Source organism: Anaeromyxobacter dehalogenans 2CP-1, assembly GCF_000022145.1.
Taxonomy (GTDB): domain Bacteria; phylum Myxococcota; class Myxococcia; order Myxococcales; family Anaeromyxobacteraceae; genus Anaeromyxobacter; species Anaeromyxobacter dehalogenans.
In genome coordinates this window covers 1631139-1645425 of sequence record NC_011891.1, presented here as the reverse complement: position 1 = coordinate 1645425, position 14287 = coordinate 1631139, and the positions used below count along the sequence as shown (strand labels likewise).

General features: G+C 75.4%; 17 protein-coding genes and 1 pseudogene. 7 read left to right on the top strand and 11 right to left on the bottom strand.

Going from position 1 to position 14287, the window contains the following annotated elements:
* Nucleotides 1–14 precede the first annotated feature (14 nt).
* Both proC and A2CP1_RS07400 read left to right on the top strand, forming a co-directional pair.
* Entirely contained in the window at nt 15–839 is an 825-nt protein-coding gene (gene proC / locus A2CP1_RS07405) for a pyrroline-5-carboxylate reductase (RefSeq protein ID WP_012632759.1), read from the top strand.
* Nucleotides 836–1282 (top strand): hypothetical protein, encoded by a 447-nt coding sequence (locus A2CP1_RS07400; protein ID WP_012632758.1) that lies wholly within the window; start codon nt 836–838, stop codon nt 1280–1282. Before proC ends, A2CP1_RS07400 begins: the two co-directional genes overlap by 4 nt.
* Before the next feature lie 153 nt (nt 1283–1435).
* Here the strand turns inward: A2CP1_RS07400 and A2CP1_RS07395 are convergent, their stop codons facing one another.
* Nucleotides 1436–1900: a DUF6597 domain-containing transcriptional factor gene (locus tag A2CP1_RS07395; RefSeq protein ID WP_012632757.1), complete on the bottom strand. Its 465-nt coding sequence runs from the start codon at nt 1898–1900 to the stop codon at nt 1436–1438.
* Nucleotides 1901–1903: 3 nt separating this feature from the next.
* On the bottom strand, nt 1904–3691 hold the full coding sequence (locus A2CP1_RS07390) for an adenosylcobalamin-dependent ribonucleoside-diphosphate reductase (protein ID WP_012632756.1): 1788 nt from the start codon (nt 3689–3691) through the stop codon (nt 1904–1906).
* 161 nt (nt 3692–3852) lie between these two features.
* Here A2CP1_RS07390 and A2CP1_RS07385 point away from each other — a divergent pair, with 161 nt between their 5' ends.
* The 3 genes and pseudogenes from A2CP1_RS07385 to A2CP1_RS07375 form a co-directional block, all read left to right on the top strand.
* Nucleotides 3853–4038 (top strand): hypothetical protein, encoded by a 186-nt coding sequence (locus A2CP1_RS07385; RefSeq protein WP_011421537.1) that lies wholly within the window; start codon nt 3853–3855, stop codon nt 4036–4038.
* 58 nt (nt 4039–4096) lie between these two features.
* Nucleotides 4097–4795 (top strand): hypothetical protein, encoded by a 699-nt coding sequence (locus A2CP1_RS07380; RefSeq protein WP_012632755.1) that lies wholly within the window; start codon nt 4097–4099, stop codon nt 4793–4795.
* Between the two features lie 462 nt (nt 4796–5257).
* Nucleotides 5258–5935: pseudogene (locus A2CP1_RS07375) on the top strand (HNH endonuclease); the annotation flags it as partial.
* Here A2CP1_RS07375 and A2CP1_RS07370 read toward each other — a convergent pair.
* Together A2CP1_RS07370 and A2CP1_RS07365 are read right to left on the bottom strand one after the other, a co-directional pair.
* Complete coding sequence (locus A2CP1_RS07370) at nt 5932–6732, bottom strand: PHP-associated domain-containing protein (protein WP_012632753.1); 801 nt, start codon at nt 6730–6732, stop codon at nt 5932–5934. The pseudogene A2CP1_RS07375 and the gene A2CP1_RS07370 overlap by 4 nt on opposite strands.
* Nucleotides 6733–6820: 88 nt before the next feature.
* Entirely contained in the window at nt 6821–7081 is a 261-nt protein-coding gene (locus tag A2CP1_RS07365; RefSeq protein ID WP_012525422.1) for a hypothetical protein, read from the bottom strand.
* A 215-nt stretch (nt 7082–7296) separates the two neighbouring features.
* Here A2CP1_RS07365 and A2CP1_RS07360 point away from each other — a divergent pair, with 215 nt between their 5' ends.
* On the top strand, nt 7297–7521 hold the full coding sequence (locus A2CP1_RS07360) for a hypothetical protein (protein ID WP_012525421.1): 225 nt from the start codon (nt 7297–7299) through the stop codon (nt 7519–7521).
* On the opposite strand, the gene tatA is transcribed toward A2CP1_RS07360, so the two are convergent.
* Nucleotides 7518–7721: a twin-arginine translocase TatA/TatE family subunit gene (gene tatA / locus A2CP1_RS07355; RefSeq protein WP_012632752.1), complete on the bottom strand. Its 204-nt coding sequence runs from the start codon at nt 7719–7721 to the stop codon at nt 7518–7520. The two genes, A2CP1_RS07360 and tatA, sit on opposite strands and share 4 nt — an antisense overlap.
* 138 nt (nt 7722–7859) lie before the next feature.
* Here tatA and truD point away from each other — a divergent pair, with 138 nt between their 5' ends.
* The gene (truD, locus tag A2CP1_RS07350; protein ID WP_012632751.1) at nt 7860–9227 is read left to right on the top strand and encodes a tRNA pseudouridine(13) synthase TruD; all 1368 of its coding nucleotides are present in this window, start codon (nt 7860–7862) and stop codon (nt 9225–9227) included.
* A gap of 27 nt (nt 9228–9254) precedes the next feature.
* On the opposite strand, the gene A2CP1_RS07345 is transcribed toward truD, so the two are convergent.
* From A2CP1_RS07345 to A2CP1_RS07320, 6 genes are all read right to left on the bottom strand, one after another.
* Complete coding sequence (locus A2CP1_RS07345; RefSeq protein ID WP_012632750.1) at nt 9255–9731, bottom strand: DUF4265 domain-containing protein; 477 nt, start codon at nt 9729–9731, stop codon at nt 9255–9257.
* Nucleotides 9732–9754: 23 nt separating this feature from the next.
* Complete coding sequence (locus A2CP1_RS07340) at nt 9755–10549, bottom strand: uroporphyrinogen-III synthase (protein WP_012632749.1); 795 nt, start codon at nt 10547–10549, stop codon at nt 9755–9757.
* A 9-nt stretch (nt 10550–10558) separates the two neighbouring features.
* Nucleotides 10559–11503, bottom strand: coding sequence for a hydroxymethylbilane synthase (gene hemC, locus A2CP1_RS07335; protein WP_012525416.1), 945 nt, complete (start codon nt 11501–11503; stop codon nt 10559–10561).
* Nucleotides 11504–11514: 11 nt separating this feature from the next.
* Nucleotides 11515–12855, bottom strand: coding sequence for a glutamyl-tRNA reductase (gene hemA, locus A2CP1_RS07330; RefSeq protein ID WP_012632748.1), 1341 nt, complete (start codon nt 12853–12855; stop codon nt 11515–11517).
* Complete coding sequence (locus A2CP1_RS07325) at nt 12852–13706, bottom strand: cytochrome C assembly family protein (protein WP_012632747.1); 855 nt, start codon at nt 13704–13706, stop codon at nt 12852–12854. The genes hemA and A2CP1_RS07325 overlap by 4 nt, the downstream gene beginning before the upstream one ends.
* Nucleotides 13707–13767: 61 nt before the next feature.
* Nucleotides 13768–14229, bottom strand: a complete 462-nt coding sequence (locus A2CP1_RS07320) for a hypothetical protein (protein ID WP_012525413.1) — start codon at nt 14227–14229, stop codon at nt 13768–13770.
* Between the last annotated feature and the right edge of the window lie 58 nt (nt 14230–14287).

The window sequence follows — 14287 nt, the reverse complement described above, 5'->3', positions numbered from 1 at the left end:
GGTAATCTGCCCGGATGCCACTCGGGAAGAAGATCGCGTTCCTCGGGACGGGGAACATGGCCGAGGCCCTGGTGAAGGGCCTGCTGCGGGCCGGGACCGCCAGCCGCGAGGAGATCCTCTGCTCGGAGCCGCGGGCCGAGCGGCGCGCGGAGATCCAGGCGCGCTACGGCGTGGAGACCTCCGGGGACAACCGTGCCCTCGCCGAGCGGGCCGACATCGTGGTCATCTCGGTGAAGCCGCAGATCATCGAGCACCTGCTGGTGGAGATCGCCCCGGCCATCGACCACCGGAAGCTCGTGATCTCCATCGCGGCCGGCATCCCCATCCTCGCCATCGCCCGCAAGCTCGGCGCCGGAGTCCGCATCGTCCGCGTCATGCCCAACACGCCGGCGCTGGTGGGCGCGGGCGCGACCGCGCTGGCCCGCGGCGCGCACGCCACCGACGCCGACCTGGAGCAGGCGCGCGCGCTGTTCCAGTCGGTCGGCACCACCGAGGTGGTGGAGGAGCCGCTGCTCGACGCGGTGACCGGCCTCTCCGGCTCCGGCCCCGCGTTCGTGTTCCTCGCCATCGAGGCGCTCGCCGACGGCGGCGTGAAGGTCGGCCTGGCGCGGCCGGTGGCGATGGCGCTCGCGGCGCAGACGGTGCTCGGCTCGGCGAAGCTCGTGCTCGAGACCGGCGAGCACCCGGGGCGCCTCAAGGACCAGGTCACCAGCCCCGGCGGCACGGCCATCGCGGGCGTCCACGCGCTGGAGGTGGGCGGGCTGCGCGCCGCGCTCATCGCCGCGGTGGAGGCCGCCACCCGCCGCTCCCGCGAGCTGGGCGAGAAGGCGGCCAAGTGATCCGCCCCGGCGCCCGCACCGCCGCGCTCGCCGCCGCGCTCGCGCTGGCGGCCTGCCGCACCACCGCCGGCGCGGTGCTGCGCGTCGATCCCCCGCCCTCCGAGCCGGGCGCGGTCGCCGACGCGCAGCAGTACCGGATCGCCCGCGCCATCCGCGACGTCGTCGCGACGGACCGGATGGAGTGCCGCGAGGGCTCCGGCCCGGTGCTGCTCTCCTGCTTCCCCGCCGACGTGGGCACGCGCAGCGCGCAGGTGACGATCCAGCTCGAGCGGTCGGGCAGCGGCTACCAGGTGAGCCTGGTGGAGTCGTTCCTGGCGCTGGGCGGGCCGAAGGCGCTCTGCGCGGTGCAGGACCGCCTGATCCGCGGCATCGACGCCGAGCTGGGCGTTCCCAGCGCGAAGCCCGACGCCCGCGGCCGCTGCGCCGGACAGCCCCCGCGGTAGCGCCTCAGCGCGCGCCGCCGAGCATCGCGTCCCAGCGGCGCTGCATCTCCTCGGGCGACAGGTACGGGAACAGCTTCTTGATCTGCCTGGTCGTCCTCCTCGCCCGGTGAACCTACGGGCGCGCGGGCCGACCGTCTTGAAGGAATCTGACCTTCAGGGAGGCCCGGAAGGGCCGAGCGGCAGGTGGTTCGGGAAGGGCGCCGCGAGCCGGCGGAACCGGGGCCGGGGGGACGCCGGCGAGCGCCAGGAACTCGCGCCCGAGGTGGGCCTGGTCGGCGTAGCGGCCAGCTCGCCCGCGCCCGCGCCGAACAGGAGCCGCGCCGCGCCGGGCCGCAGCATGGCGCCTACCGAGCGCGCGCCGGGCGAGCGATCGCGCAGGTAGGGCGCGGCCCGGGCGCCCGCCACCACCGCCCGCCCGATGGCGCGGCCGGTCGCGTCGTCCGGCCCGTCGAAGAGGCGCACCGGATCCCCGGCGGCGCGGAAGGCGAGGTGCATGGCGCCGGTGGGCAGGAGCCGCTCGCGGCCGGCGCTCCCGGGCGCGGCCGCGTCGGCGTCCTCGGACGCCCAGAGCCGCGCCACGAACGGCCGCAGCGCAGGGATGGGGAAGCGCTGGATCATGCGCTACTCGGTGGTCTCGCAGCTCCCCCAGCCGCAGCGCGGGCAGGTGCGGCAGCCGCCGGAGAGCGACACCGGCCCCTCGCACTGCGGGCAGAGCTCGCCGTTGCGGGTGGCGCCGCTCACCAGCACCTGCTTCTCCCGCGAGCCGTCGCGGTAGACCGTGATGCCCTTGCACCCCAGCTCGAACGCGAGCCGGTAGGCGCACGCCACGTCCTCGACCGACGCGGTGCGCGGCAGGTTGATGGTCTTCGAGACGCCGTTGTCCACGTGGCGCTGGAAGGCGGCCTGCATGCGCACGTGCGCCTCGGGGGTCACGTCGTGCGCGGTCGCGAACACCCGCGCCACCGCGTCCGGCACGCCGGCCACGCCCCGCGCCCGGCCGGCCGCGCGCACCGCGGGCAGCGCCGCCTCGGCCCCCGCGGCGCGGAGCGCGCGGCCGAGCGCCGGGTGCTCCTCCGGCAGCGCCGCGTCGTCGAGCGCGTGCCGCACGTACGTGAGCGCGAACAGCGGCTCGATGCCCGAGGAGCAGCCCGCGATGATGGCGAGCGTGCCGGTGGGCGCGATGGTGGTGACGGTGGCGTTGCGCCGGGGACGGCCGCCCGAGCGCGCGGGCGCGCTGCTCGCGAAGCCCGGGAACGCCCCGCGCTCGGCGGCGAGCGCCTCGCTCGCCGCGTGCGCCTCGCGCTGCACGAACCCCATCACCTCGCCCGCGAGCGCCAGCGCCTCCGGCGCGTCGTAGGGGATCCCGAGCGCGACGAGCAGGTCCGCCCAGCCCATCACCCCGAGCCCGATCTTCCGGTTGCGCCGCGAGATCTCCGCGATCTGCGGCAGCGGCCAGACGTTCACGTCGAGCACGTCGTCGAGCAGCCGCACGCCGTCGCGCACGCACGCGCCCAGCCGCTCGAGGTCCACCCGCCCGCCGCGCTCGAACCGCGCCAGGTTCACCGAGCCGAGCGTGCACGCCTCGAACGGCAGCAGCGGCTGCTCGCCGCACGGGTTCACCGCCTCGAACCGCCCCAGGTCCGGGGTGGGGTTGGCCGCCTCGACGCGATCGAGGAACACCAGGCCCGGCTCGCCCGAGGCCCAGGCCGAGGCGGCGATGCGCTCCAGCAGCCCGGCCGCGTCCACCTCGCGCACCACCGCGCCGCCGCGCGGGTGGCGCAGCGCCCAGCCTCCGCTGCGCGCGGCCGCGTGGAAGAGCGCGTCCGGCGCGGACACCGAGATGTTGAAGTTCTCCAGCCCCGCGGCGCGCTTCGCGTCCACGAACTCGAGCACGTCCGGGTGGTCGGCGGCGAGCACCGCCATGTTCGCGCCGCGCCGCACGCCGCCCTGCTTGATGATCTCGGTCGCGGCGTCGTAGACGCGCATGAAGGACACCGGCCCGCTCGCCACGCCGTGCGTGGTCTTCACCACGTCGCCGCGTGGCCGGAGGCGCGAGAACGAGAACCCGGTGCCGCCGCCGGACTGGTGGATGAGCGCCGCCCACTTCAGCGCGTCGAAGATGGCGGCGAGGTCGTCGTCCACCGGCAGCACGAAGCAGGCGGCGAGCTGGCCGTGCGCCCGCCCGGCGTTCATGAGGGTGGGCGAGTTCGGCAGCAGCTCGAGCGCCGCCATCCGCGCCTCGAACCGCTCCGCCCAGAGCGCCCGCGCCGCCGGGTGCTCGGCCGCCGCAACCGCCTGCGCCACGCGGCGGAACATCGCCTCGGGGGTCTCGATCACCTGCCCGCCCTCGTCGCGCAGCAGGTAGCGCCGCTCGAGCACGTGCCGGGCGTTCTCGCCGAGCCGGACCATGAGGGGGAATGTAGCCGGGTGGCGGGCCCGCCGCCGGGGGCACGCGCGCCGAGGGCCCGGCCGGTCCCGCGCCGGAAGGAGGCGCGCGCCCTTGCCGCACCTGCGGGGGGCTCCCAGATTCGCTCCGCGGCGAGGCCGCTTCACGCGTGCAGGAGGCACGGATGGACGACAAGGACAGGGACCGGCGCCGGAACGGCGGGGGCATGACGGTGCGCGAGGCGGGCCGCCTCGGCGGCGAGGCGCGCAAGGAACAGCTGGGCTCGAAGGGCTACGCGGAGCTGGGCCACAAGGGCGGGCAGCGGGTGCGCGAGCTCATCGAGGAAGGCAAGCAGGCCGAGCGGAAATGAGGGAGGGCCCGCGGAGCGCACGCTTGCGGGCCATCCCGACCGGTGCGAGAAAGGGCGCATGCGACGCGCCCTCTCCCTTGCCCTCGCCCTGCTCGCCCTCGCGGCGTGCGCCCCCCGAGCCACCATCCCCGATGCCGAGCGCGAGCGCATCTCGCGCTCGCTCGACGGCGCCCAGCGCTACCTGCGCGTGGCCGCCTACGCGGGGCCGCTCTGGGGCGACACCGGCAAGGTGTTCCTCTCCGACGCACCGCCCGCCGAGGTGGATCTGGTGGAGACGCCCGGCGGCGAGCCCATCGCCCCGCCGGCCGCGGAGCGCGTGCTGCCGCCCGGCACGCCGGTGCGGGTGGACGAGATCGAGGTGCCGACCGGCTGGATGATCTCGCAGCGCGTCGTCACCACGCCCCGGTACCACCCGTGGGCGTACGTGAAAGTCGCCGGCGATTCGCGCCCGCACGTGATCGTGCTCTCGCAGACCGCCGCCAGCCTGGAGGACGTCCGCGGCGAGCTGGAGCGGCTGCTCACCGCCGACGACCCGAGCGCCGTGTTCGCTGCGCTGCCGCCCGAGCACCGGCAGGCGGTCATGCGCAAGGAGGCGCTCGAGGGGATGAGCGCCCGCGCGCTCGAGATGGCGTGGGGCGTGCCCGAGCGGAAGCGCATCGACCGGCCCGCCGGCACCGAGGAGTGGTCGTGGGCCGAGGGGAAGCGGCGCGCGTTCCTGCGCGACGACCGGGTCGAGCGGCTGGTGAGGCAGCGGTAGGGGGGCCGCGGTTCTTCAGGCTGTCGAGGGGGCCGCGGCGGGGCGGCTTCGCGGGTGTGGCCGGGCCGGGGCAGCGGGGCTTGGCTGAGACGGGCCCGGCGGGATCGGGAGCGGTTGCGCGTGCCCGGAACCGGGAGCGCGCGATCGGCTCACGAGAAGCGCGAGGGCGGGGCGCGGGGCGCGGTTGGCTCGGTTGCGGCGCGAGGCCGTGGGGGGCGGCGGGCGCGGGTGGCGGCGGATGGCTTGGCGTCGCGGGGCACCCGTTTGTCTCTGGGTGAAGGCTTGACGCGCTCCGAGCAAGGAGCAGTTCGCGCCTGCGGATCCACCGCTGGGCAGGCGTCTGGCGCGCTCGCTCGGCGGCGCTGCGGCGAGCGGGCGTGAGCCGAGGGGGCGCGGGGCCCTGGGCGCGTTCGCGCGTCCTGGGCGATCCTCGTGCGTTTTACGGAGCGCGAAATTCGGGTTCCCTGTCCAGTTCGGGCGCCCGAACCAAATGCACCCAGCCGGGCCGAGCCGCCCGATGCGTGCCCACTCGCGCTCGCTCCGGCCGCGCGCGTCCCCCACGCGACCGACGCCGCAACGCCTTCCGCCAAGCCCAGCTCGGTGGACTGGCTCGACGGCGATTCGGCGCGCATGCACCTCACCGTCTCCAAGGCTTTCCTGAAGAAGCTCGACGCGGCCCGCGACGCGCTCTCGCACGGCATGACCGGCGCCTCGCGCGAGCGCGTGCTCGAGGCGGCGCTGGACGCGTTGCTCGCGGAGCGTGCGCGGCGAACGGGGCTCACGGCACGACCCCAGAAGACCCGCCGGCCCGCGAAGCCTGACCACATCCCTGCCCACGTTCGCCGCGAGGTCTGGAAGCGCGACGGCGGGCGGTGCACCTTCGCGCTGCCATCCGGTGAGCCCTGCGGCTCCACGCACCGGCTCGAGCTCGACCACGTGGTCCCACGGGCACGCGGCGGGACCTCGACCGCGGACAACCTTCGCATTCGTTGCCGGGGGCACAACCTCGAGGAGGCGCGGCGGATCTTCGGGGACCGGGTGATGGACGCGTACACCTTCGCTCGGCGCGGCAGCTCGGGCCGAGACGCTCTCGCGCGACCTGGGCCGAGCTCGGAGCTGCGTTCGGGGACCGGCGCCTAGCGCCGGCGGCGCTCGCCACCGTGGCCGCCACCGCCACTGCCACCACCGCCGCCGTGCCCTCGGCCGCGGCCGTGCCCGTGCCCTCGGTGGCCGCCCCGGTCGCCGCGATCTCCGCGGTCGCCTCGCTCGCCGCCGCGATCGCGGGGTGCGCGATCGGGCTCCGAGGGGGTCACGCCCACGGCGACGCAGTACACCGTGCCGGCGCGGAGCTGGCGGACGACGTCCGCCTCGCTCGCCACGGGGTCGCGGAACAGCGTCGCGGCCTTCCCGATCTCGGCGAGCTCGTGCGCGCCGGAGCCGCCGGTGCAGGGCAGGCTCATGTGATCGGCGGCCTCGATGGCGAGGTCGTTCGCGGGTCCCTTGCGCCGCGCGTTCAGCCCCTCGATCGCCGACAGGCCGTCGAGCGTGAACACCACGTCGCCGCAGGGGCGCTCCACGGTCTTGTCGTAGGGGTGGGCGGCCACCGCGGCGCCGCCGAGCTGCCGCACGCGCGCGAGCACCTCGCGCACGGGCCAGGGCCGCGCGGCGCCGAACAGCTGGACGGGCGCGGGCACCGCGGCGGGGTCGGGGAAGAAGCAGAGGAAGTGGCCGCGATCGGTGGTCACCTCGACGCCGCACAGCGCGACCAGCCCCTCGTCCCGCGCGGCGGCCCGGATCTCCTCCAGCCCCTCGAGCGTGTCGTGATCGGTGAAGGCGACGCCGTCCAGGCCGGCCTCGCGGGCCCGCCGCACCACGTCCCGCGGCGCCAGCGCGCAACCGCGGGTGTGATGGCTGTGGACGTGCAGGTCGATGAGCATGGCGTCGCCCCGGGGTGCGGATCGGTCCCGGTGCCTTAGCACGCGCCGCGCGGCTTTTGAAGGACGCGACGCCCCGCGCCCGGGCCGCTCAGGCGAGCGCGGACGCGCGCGGCGCCGCTGCGCGCCGCTCCTCGGCCGCGCGGATCAGGTATCCCATCAGCATCAGGCTGGAGGTGTTCTCGATGGCGCGCTCGGGATCGCGCGAGATGAGGCTCGCGCTGTACGAGAGGAAGAACTGCGCCAGCTCCTCGCCGGCCTCGCGCACGATGAGCGCGTTGAGGTCCGCGGACTCCATCGTCCGGATCCGGTTGATGAAGTCCACCGCGTGGCCCTTCTTCACGCTCGCCATGCCCGCCTCCGTCCCCGCGCCGCCGCGCGACGAAATCTAGGGACCGGCGGCGCCAGGGGAACCGGTCGCGCGCGGGGCGATCCCAAAAGCGCGAGGAACGCTCGCAGCTTGGAGCGGTCGCAGGTTTGACACCGGCATGGGCGTCTGGCACAACCTGAAGGGGGAACGCGCCGGCGGGGGCGAGGGTGTTGCGTGCCGGGGAAGGGGAGAGCGCGATGCACTTCACGGGCGTGAAGGTCTTCTCCGCCACCAAGGCCAAGGAGCGCGAGGAGCTCGGCGAGACCGTCACGCGCTGGCTTCGGTCCAACGACGTCGAGGTGGTGGACCGCGTCGTCTCCCAGTCGAGCGACGACGAGTTCCACTGCCTGAGCATCGTGATCTTCTACCGGCCGCGCGAGGCGCAGGCGCCGGCCCAGGGCCCGGGCGGCTCGCGGGGCTAGGTGGCGCCGCCGGCGGGCGGCTCGGGCGGGCGCGGGAGCTCCCTCGGCTGCGCGGCGGGCGGGCCGGGCGGCCCCCCCTTCCCGCTCGCGGCGTCCTTGAAGTTCCGGATCGCCTTGCCGAGGCCTTCGCCGAGCTGGGGCAGCTTCTTCGTCCCGAAGAGCAGCACCACCACGACCAGGATGATCAGCAGCTCGCCCATTCCCAGCTCTCCCATCGCGCGCCCCCACCCGCTCCCGGCGGTTTCGATACACTCGTTCGGGCTGGCGCGCCAGCGCCGCAGCGCGCGCCCCTTCCGTTCGACCCCCACGCCGCGGCGCGCGCGTGGTACGGAGCGGCCATGAGGCTCAAGCAGCGACCGGAGGACTTCCAGGTGACGGAGTCCTGGAAGTTCGACGAGGACCCCCGCGGCGCCTGGTTCGTCTACCTGATGGACAAGCAGAAGCTGTCGACCTTCGAGGCGGTCGACCGCATCTGCACGCGCTTCAAGATCCCGCGGGCGTCGGTGAGCTACTGCGGGCTGAAGGACAAGCAGGGGCGCACCACCCAGCTCGTCGCCCTCGAGCGCCGCGAGATCGAGCTGCAGGACACCGACCTGCGCCTCAAGCCGCTGGGCCGGAGCCGCACGCGGCTGTCCGCCGCGAACACCACCTCCAACCGCTTCGCGGTGACGGTGCGCGACCTCGGCGAGGACGACGTGGCGCGCCTGCCCGCGTCGGTGGCCGAGGTGCGCCGGCTCGGGGTGGTGAACTACTTCGACTCGCAGCGCTTCGGCTCGCTGAAGCACGGCCAGGGCTTCATCGTGAAGGACCTGATGCGCGGCGACTTCGAGATCGCGCTGCGCAACGTCCTGGCCCGCCCGAGCGAGCTGGACCAGTCCGGCGACGCGAAGGTGAAGGCGTTCTGGAAGGAGCACTGGGGCGAGTGGGACCGGCGCAACCCGAACCCGGGCGCCGAGCGCTACCAGGCGGTGGTGAAGTGGCTGCGCGATCACCCGGAGGACTACCGGGGCGCGCTGCTCCGCACCGAGCCGCGCTGGCGCGGGCTGCAGGTGTTCGCCTACCAGAGCTGGCTCTGGAACGAGGGCGTGAAGCAGTACCTGCGCGAGGTGGTGGGGATCCAGCGGCTCGTGTCCCTGCGCTACCAGGCCGGGTCGCTCCTGTTCCCGCGCGAGCTGGACGCGGCGCTGGTGCGGCTGCTCTCGTCGAAGACCTTCCCGCTGCTCGCGCCGTCCACCCGCTTCGACGACCCGGCGGTGGAGCGCGCCGCGCTGTCGGTGCTCGGCCGCGAGGACATGGGGCTCGCGGACCTGGCGGTGCCGGGGACGCCGGAGATCCACTTCGACCCCGAGGAGCGGCCGTTGTTCTCGTTCCCGGGCCGCCTCGCGGTGGGCGAGGCGCGCCCGGACGAGCTGAACCGCGACCGGTTCCGGGTGAACGTCGCCTTCACGCTGCCGCCCGGCGCGTACGCGACGCTGGTGGTGAAGCGGCTGTTCCACTGGACGCTCGAGCCGCGCCGCGCGCGCGAGGGCGTCCGGTCCCGGGCGCCCGCGCCGTCCACGCGGGGCGCGCCGGAGGCGGAACAGCCGGTCGAGGCGCCGCGGGCGCCCGCCGCGCCGAAGGGCTTCCTGGCCCGGAAGCGCGCCGAGAAGGCGGCGCGCGCGGAGCGTCGCGCGGCGGGCAAGGCGACGGCGAAGCCGAGGCGCTGAGCCGCGGGGCGAGCGGGGCCGAGGTCCTCAGCACGGCCGCGGGTCGGCCCACTCCCACACCAGCGTGCCCTCGCGCGCCCGGTCCTGGAGCAGCTCGGCGACCAGGTCCAGATCCGCCTCGGGCGGCACGTCGATCGCGACGATCTTCGGGCGCAGCAGCTCGTGCGTGCAGCCCACCTCGAGCAGGCGCTCCAGCAGCCCCTGCACCGGGCGCTCACCGAGCTCCGCCCGCGCGTCGAGCGCCAGGCGGAGCGTGCGGTGGCCCCCCTTCTCCACCACGTCGTCGAGGCGCGGGCTCTCGTCGCCCTCCACCGCGGCCGCGCTCACCACGTCGTCGCGCGAGACGCCGTAGGCGAAGAACGGGCAGCTCTCCACCCGAAAGCGGCCGCTGCCCAGCGGCTCCGCCCAGATCCAATCCTCGGCGGGCCCGGGCTCCCCGGGCGCCCGGTCCAGCGGCACCCGGACTCGCACCAGCCCCTCGGCGGCCTCGAGCTCGACGGTCATCGACGCGGCACCCCCGACCGAATCTACCCGGGGCCGAGCCGCTCGGCGATGGCCTCCGCGAGGTCTCGGCCGGTGTAGTGCGCCGGGACGGCGCCCACCGGGAGCCCCGCCTCGCGCAGCGTGTCCGCAGTGGTGGGCCCGATCGCCGCGATCAGCACCCCTCGGAGGAGGGCCGACCGGTCCCCGAGCGCCGCCAGCACGGCCGCCACCGCCGAGGGGGACGCGAACGCGACCGCCGCGACCTCACCGGCCGCGAGCCAGCCCGCCAGGTGCGCCAGCGCCTCGGCGGGCGCGGGGACCGTCCGGTACGCCTCGACCGCGGTCAGCTCGGCCCCGGCGGCGAGGAGCCCGGCCACGGTCTCGGGCCGGCCCTCGGCCGGGCGCGGGAACAGCACCCGCCGGCCGCGGATGTGGTCGCCCAGGGTGCGGGCGAGCACGTCTCCCTTCGCCTCGACCGGCACCACGTCCGGCGCGCGCACCGCCGCCGCCAGCCGCTCGGCGGTGGCGGGCCCGACGGCGGCGAGGCGGAGCCGGCCCAGGGCGGCCGGATCGAGGCCGAGCGCGCGCAGCCGCTCCACCGTCCGGTCCACCGCGTTCGCGCTGGTGAACACCGCCCAGTCGAAGCGGTCGAGCGCGCGGAGCGCGGCGTCGAGCGGCGCGGGATCGGCGGGCGGAGCGAACGCGATCGAGGGGAGCGCGCGCACCTCCGCGCCCAGCGCCTCGAGCCGGGCCGCGAGCGCGTCCTTGCCCTCGGAGCCCTTGCCCCGGGTCACCACCACGGTGCGGCCGGCCAGCGGCCGCGCGGGCGCGGCAGGCACCGCGTCCCCCTACCCGCGCTTCGGCGCGGCGAGCCCGGGCGCCTTGCCCTCGGTCTCGCGCAGGATCTGGTCGGCGCCGCGCGAGAGCAGCTCGTCGGCCAGCGACTCGCCCATCGCGCGCGCCTCGGCGTAGGCGCCGGTCCGCTCGCCGCGGATGACCCGGGCGCCGTCGAGCGAGGCGACCAGCGCGCGGATGGTGACCTTGCCGCCGGCGAGCGTGGCGTGGCCGGCGATGGGCACCTGGCAGCCGCCCTCGATGCGCGCGAGGAAGCCGCGCTCCGCCTCGATGCGGACGCGCGTGTCCGGGTCCTCGAGCGCGGCGAGCCGCGCCAGCGTCGGCGCGTCGTCGGCGCGCGCCTCCAGCGCCAGCGCGCCCTGCGCCACCGCCGGCAGCATCTCCTCGGGCGGGAACACGTAGGTGGCGTGCTCGGCCAGGCCCAGGCGGCGCAGGCCGGCGTAGGCGAGCACCACCGCGTCCAGCCCCTCCGACGCCTTGCGGAGGCGCGTCTCCACGTTGCCGCGCACCATCTCCATCTGGAGATCGGGGCGGAGCGCCTTGAGCTGCGCGGAGCGGCGGAGGCTGGAGGTGCCCACCCGCGCCCCCTTCGGCAGCGCGGCGAGCGTCTTCCAGCGCGGCGAGCAGAGCGCGTCGCGCGGGTCCTCGCGCTGCGGCACGGCCGCGAGCACCAGGCCGGGCGCGAGCACGGCGGGCAGGTCCTTCATCGAGTGGACCGCCACCTCGGCGTCGCGGTTGAGGAGCGCGTCCTCGATCTCCTTCACGAACAGCCCCTTCCCGCCGACGTCGGCGAGGGGGACCTCGAGGATCTTGTCACCCCGGGTGACCAGCTCGTGGAGCCGGACCTCGAGCCCCGGCTCGCGGTCGCGGAGGAGCTGGGACACGTGGTTCGCCTGCCACTTGGCGAGGGGGCTGCGGCGCGTCGCGATGCGGATCATCCTGTCTCCGTTCATGTTCCCTGGCTGCGGACCGGCCCGGCGCCCGGCGCGGCGGCGGCGCCCTCGGCCCCGCCCTCCCGCCGTTCCCCGCCGGCCGGCTCGTTCTCGATCCCGAACAGCTCCGCGGCGGCGCCCGGGAGCGCGCTGTCGCCGGAGGAGGCCGCCTCCTTGAGGCGCGAGGTCGGCCCGTGGAGGAGCTTGTTCACGATGGCCTGGGCCATGGCCTCGACGCTCTTGCGGCCCTTGTCGTCCAGCTTCCCGCCGACCTGCGCGAGCGTGCGCTCCGCCTCGGCCCGGGCGATCCGCTCGGCGTGCCGGCGGAGCTGCGCCAGCACCGGCAGCGCGGCGCGCGCCTCGCGCTCCTTCGCGAAGGCCATCACCTCGGCCTCCACGATCGCCTCCGCGCGGATCGCCTCCCCCTGCCGCGCCTGCTTGCTGGTCGCGACGACGCGCTCCATGTCGTCCACGTCGTAGGCGTAGACGTCGGAGAGCTCGGCGCAGGCGGGATCCACGTTGCGCGGCACGGCCAGGTCGATGAGGCAGATCGAGCGGCGGCGCCGCGCCTTCATGGCGGCCTGCATCGACTCGCGCGTCACCACGTAGGTGGGCGCGCCGGTCGAGACGATCACCACGTCGGCCTCGCCGAGGAGCCGCTGCAGCTCCTCCCAGCCGCGGTAGCTGCCGTTCACCTGCGCCGCGAGCGCGAGGCCGCGCTCGGGGGAGCGGTTGGTGACGAGGATGCGATCCGCGCCGAGCACCGCCAGCGCCCTGGCCGAGAGCGCGCCCATCTTCCCGGCGCCCACCAGCAGGATGGCCCGGCCCTCCAGCCGCCCGAAGATCTTCTCGACCAGCTCGACCGCCACCTGCGACATGCTGGTGGCGCCGCGGCCGATCTCGGTCTCGGTGCGCACGCGCTTCGCGGTCGCGAACGCGCGGTTGCACAGACGCGAGAAGTAGGAGCCCGCCGCCGACGCGGCGCTGGCGAGCCCGTACGCCTCCTTCACCTGGCCGAGGATCTGCTGCTCGCCGACCACCATCGAGTCGAGGCTGGCGGCGACGCGGAACAGGTGCCGGACCGCCTCCACCCCGTCCTTCGCGTAGAGGTGGTCGGCTGCCGCGGGCGAGCGCTCGGTGAAGAAGCGGCGGGCGGCGTCGGGCCGGTCCGAGTGGACGAACACCTCCACCCGGTTGCAGGTGGAGACCACCAGCGCCTCGGTGACGCCCTCCATCGCCTTCAGCTCGCACAGCGCCGCCTTGAGCGCGTCGCCGGTCAGCGCCACGCGCTCGCGGACGTCGATGGGCGCGCTCTTGTGCGAGAGCCCGACCAGGAAGAGGCGGCGATCGCCGGTCACTGCGCCCCTCCGGTGTGGGCCGACCCCGCGTAGTCCCCGGCGTGGCGCGTGACGCCCGGCACGGTCCTCAGGGTCACCATCGAGCCCAGCACCAGCACGAACCCGACCAGGGTGAGGAGCGCGTACCGGCGGCCGTGCCAGCCGGTGTGGCGGAGCTGCACCATGGCGCCGTACAGGATCCAGACGCCCAGCGAGATGACCTGCTGCGGGTCCCAGGACCAGGGGCTCTTCCAGATCGCGGTGGCGGTGACCGTGCCGGCGATGAGCGCGATGGTGTACGAGACGAAGCCGGCGCGCACCAGCCGCTGGTTGAGCTTGTCCAGCGCGTCGAGCGAGGGCAGGCGGGAGAACAGGGCGCCGAAGCGCTTGCCCTTCACCTCGCGCTCCTGGAGCAGGTACATGAGCGCCACCGCGAACGCGAGGCCGAACAGCGCCACGCCCAGGCCGGCGGTGAGGATGTGGATGGTGACCGACTTGTGCCGCAGCGTCTCGGGCGGCACGCCCGGGTGGCCGGGGTCGCCGAACATCGCGGGCAGGAGCACGATCAGGATGAGCGGCGTGATGAACGCGCCCACGGTCGGCAGGTGGTAGCGCCGCTGGAGCACCAGGTACGCGCCCGCCAGCAGCCAGACCATCAGGACCAGCCCGCCGCGCAGGCTGAAGAACTCGCGGCCGCCGAACTCGGCGCAGCCCACGCCGATGGCGACCGCGTGGATGGCGAACGCCGCCGCGAGCAGCCAGTAGCCGGCGGTGGCGGCGCGGGCCAGGCGAGGGCGGGCGAAGTACACGATGTAGGACGTGGCGGCCGCCGCGTACATTGCGGCGGCGACGCGCAGGATGATGACGCTCATGGTCGCTTCCCCGCGGCGGACGGCCGGGCCGTCGTCGCGCGCTCTCCGGCCGAGGCTCCGGTCAAGACAGGTTCTCCAGCAGGAAACGGGCGAGGGCCTCCGCCTCCTTCCGACGTTCCTCCAGCTCGCGCGGCAGCGGGGCCTTCCCCGCCCCCGCCGTCCCGCCCTGCGCTCCGGCGCGCGGCCGCCCACCCGGCGCGGCGACGGCCGCCTGCAGCGCCGCCGCCTCGGCGAGGAACCCGGGCTGCACCTCGTAGGCGACCTCGCCCAGGATGCAGGAGTCGTTCACCGGCTCGGCGCCCAGCTCGCGCAGCTGCGCCGCCGTCTTCACCTTGTGGAGGAGCCCGTGCGGATCGCCCTCCGCGCCGAGCACCGCCATGAACCGCAGCGCGGGCTCGAGCGCGTAGCTGCGCCCCTTTCCTTCTCCCGCCAGGAGGGTCATCACGTTGCCGACGAAGTCGATGCGCCCCTGTTCGGCCCAGCTGTCGAGCATCGACTGGGTGACGAAGAGGAGACCTGCCATGCGCCGTTCCGTTCCGCGGATCCCGCTCGCCGCGGCGCGGAGGCGCGCACGGCGGAGC

Bases quoted from the DNA above. Each gene is read 5' to 3' on its own strand.
- A2CP1_RS07365 (WP_012525422.1), bottom strand. From the start codon at position 7,081: ATGGCGAGCGTGAAGAAGGGCCACGCGGTGGACTTCATCAACCGGATC.
- A2CP1_RS07325 (WP_012632747.1), bottom strand. From the start codon at position 13,706: ATGAGCGTCATCATCCTGCGCGTCGCCGCCGCAATGTACGCGGCGGCC.
- A2CP1_RS07320 (WP_012525413.1), bottom strand. From the start codon at position 14,229: ATGGCAGGTCTCCTCTTCGTCACCCAGTCGATGCTCGACAGCTGGGCC.
- A2CP1_RS07345 (WP_012632750.1), bottom strand. From the start codon at position 9,731: ATGACCGTCGAGCTCGAGGCCGCCGAGGGGCTGGTGCGAGTCCGGGTG.
- A2CP1_RS07370 (WP_012632753.1), bottom strand. From the start codon at position 6,732: ATGCTCATCGACCTGCACGTCCACAGCCATCACACCCGCGGTTGCGCG.
- hemC (WP_012525416.1), bottom strand. From the start codon at position 11,503: ATGATCCGCATCGCGACGCGCCGCAGCCCCCTCGCCAAGTGGCAGGCG.
- A2CP1_RS07385 (WP_011421537.1), top strand. From the start codon at position 3,853: ATGGACGACAAGGACAGGGACCGGCGCCGGAACGGCGGGGGCATGACG.
- A2CP1_RS07395 (WP_012632757.1), bottom strand. From the start codon at position 1,900: ATGATCCAGCGCTTCCCCATCCCTGCGCTGCGGCCGTTCGTGGCGCGG.
- A2CP1_RS07360 (WP_012525421.1), top strand. From the start codon at position 7,297: ATGCACTTCACGGGCGTGAAGGTCTTCTCCGCCACCAAGGCCAAGGAG.
- truD (WP_012632751.1), top strand. From the start codon at position 7,860: ATGAGGCTCAAGCAGCGACCGGAGGACTTCCAGGTGACGGAGTCCTGG.
- A2CP1_RS07390 (WP_012632756.1), bottom strand. From the start codon at position 3,691: ATGGTCCGGCTCGGCGAGAACGCCCGGCACGTGCTCGAGCGGCGCTAC.
- proC (WP_012632759.1), top strand. From the start codon at position 15: ATGCCACTCGGGAAGAAGATCGCGTTCCTCGGGACGGGGAACATGGCC.
- A2CP1_RS07380 (WP_012632755.1), top strand. From the start codon at position 4,097: ATGCGACGCGCCCTCTCCCTTGCCCTCGCCCTGCTCGCCCTCGCGGCG.
- tatA (WP_012632752.1), bottom strand. From the start codon at position 7,721: ATGGGCGAGCTGCTGATCATCCTGGTCGTGGTGGTGCTGCTCTTCGGG.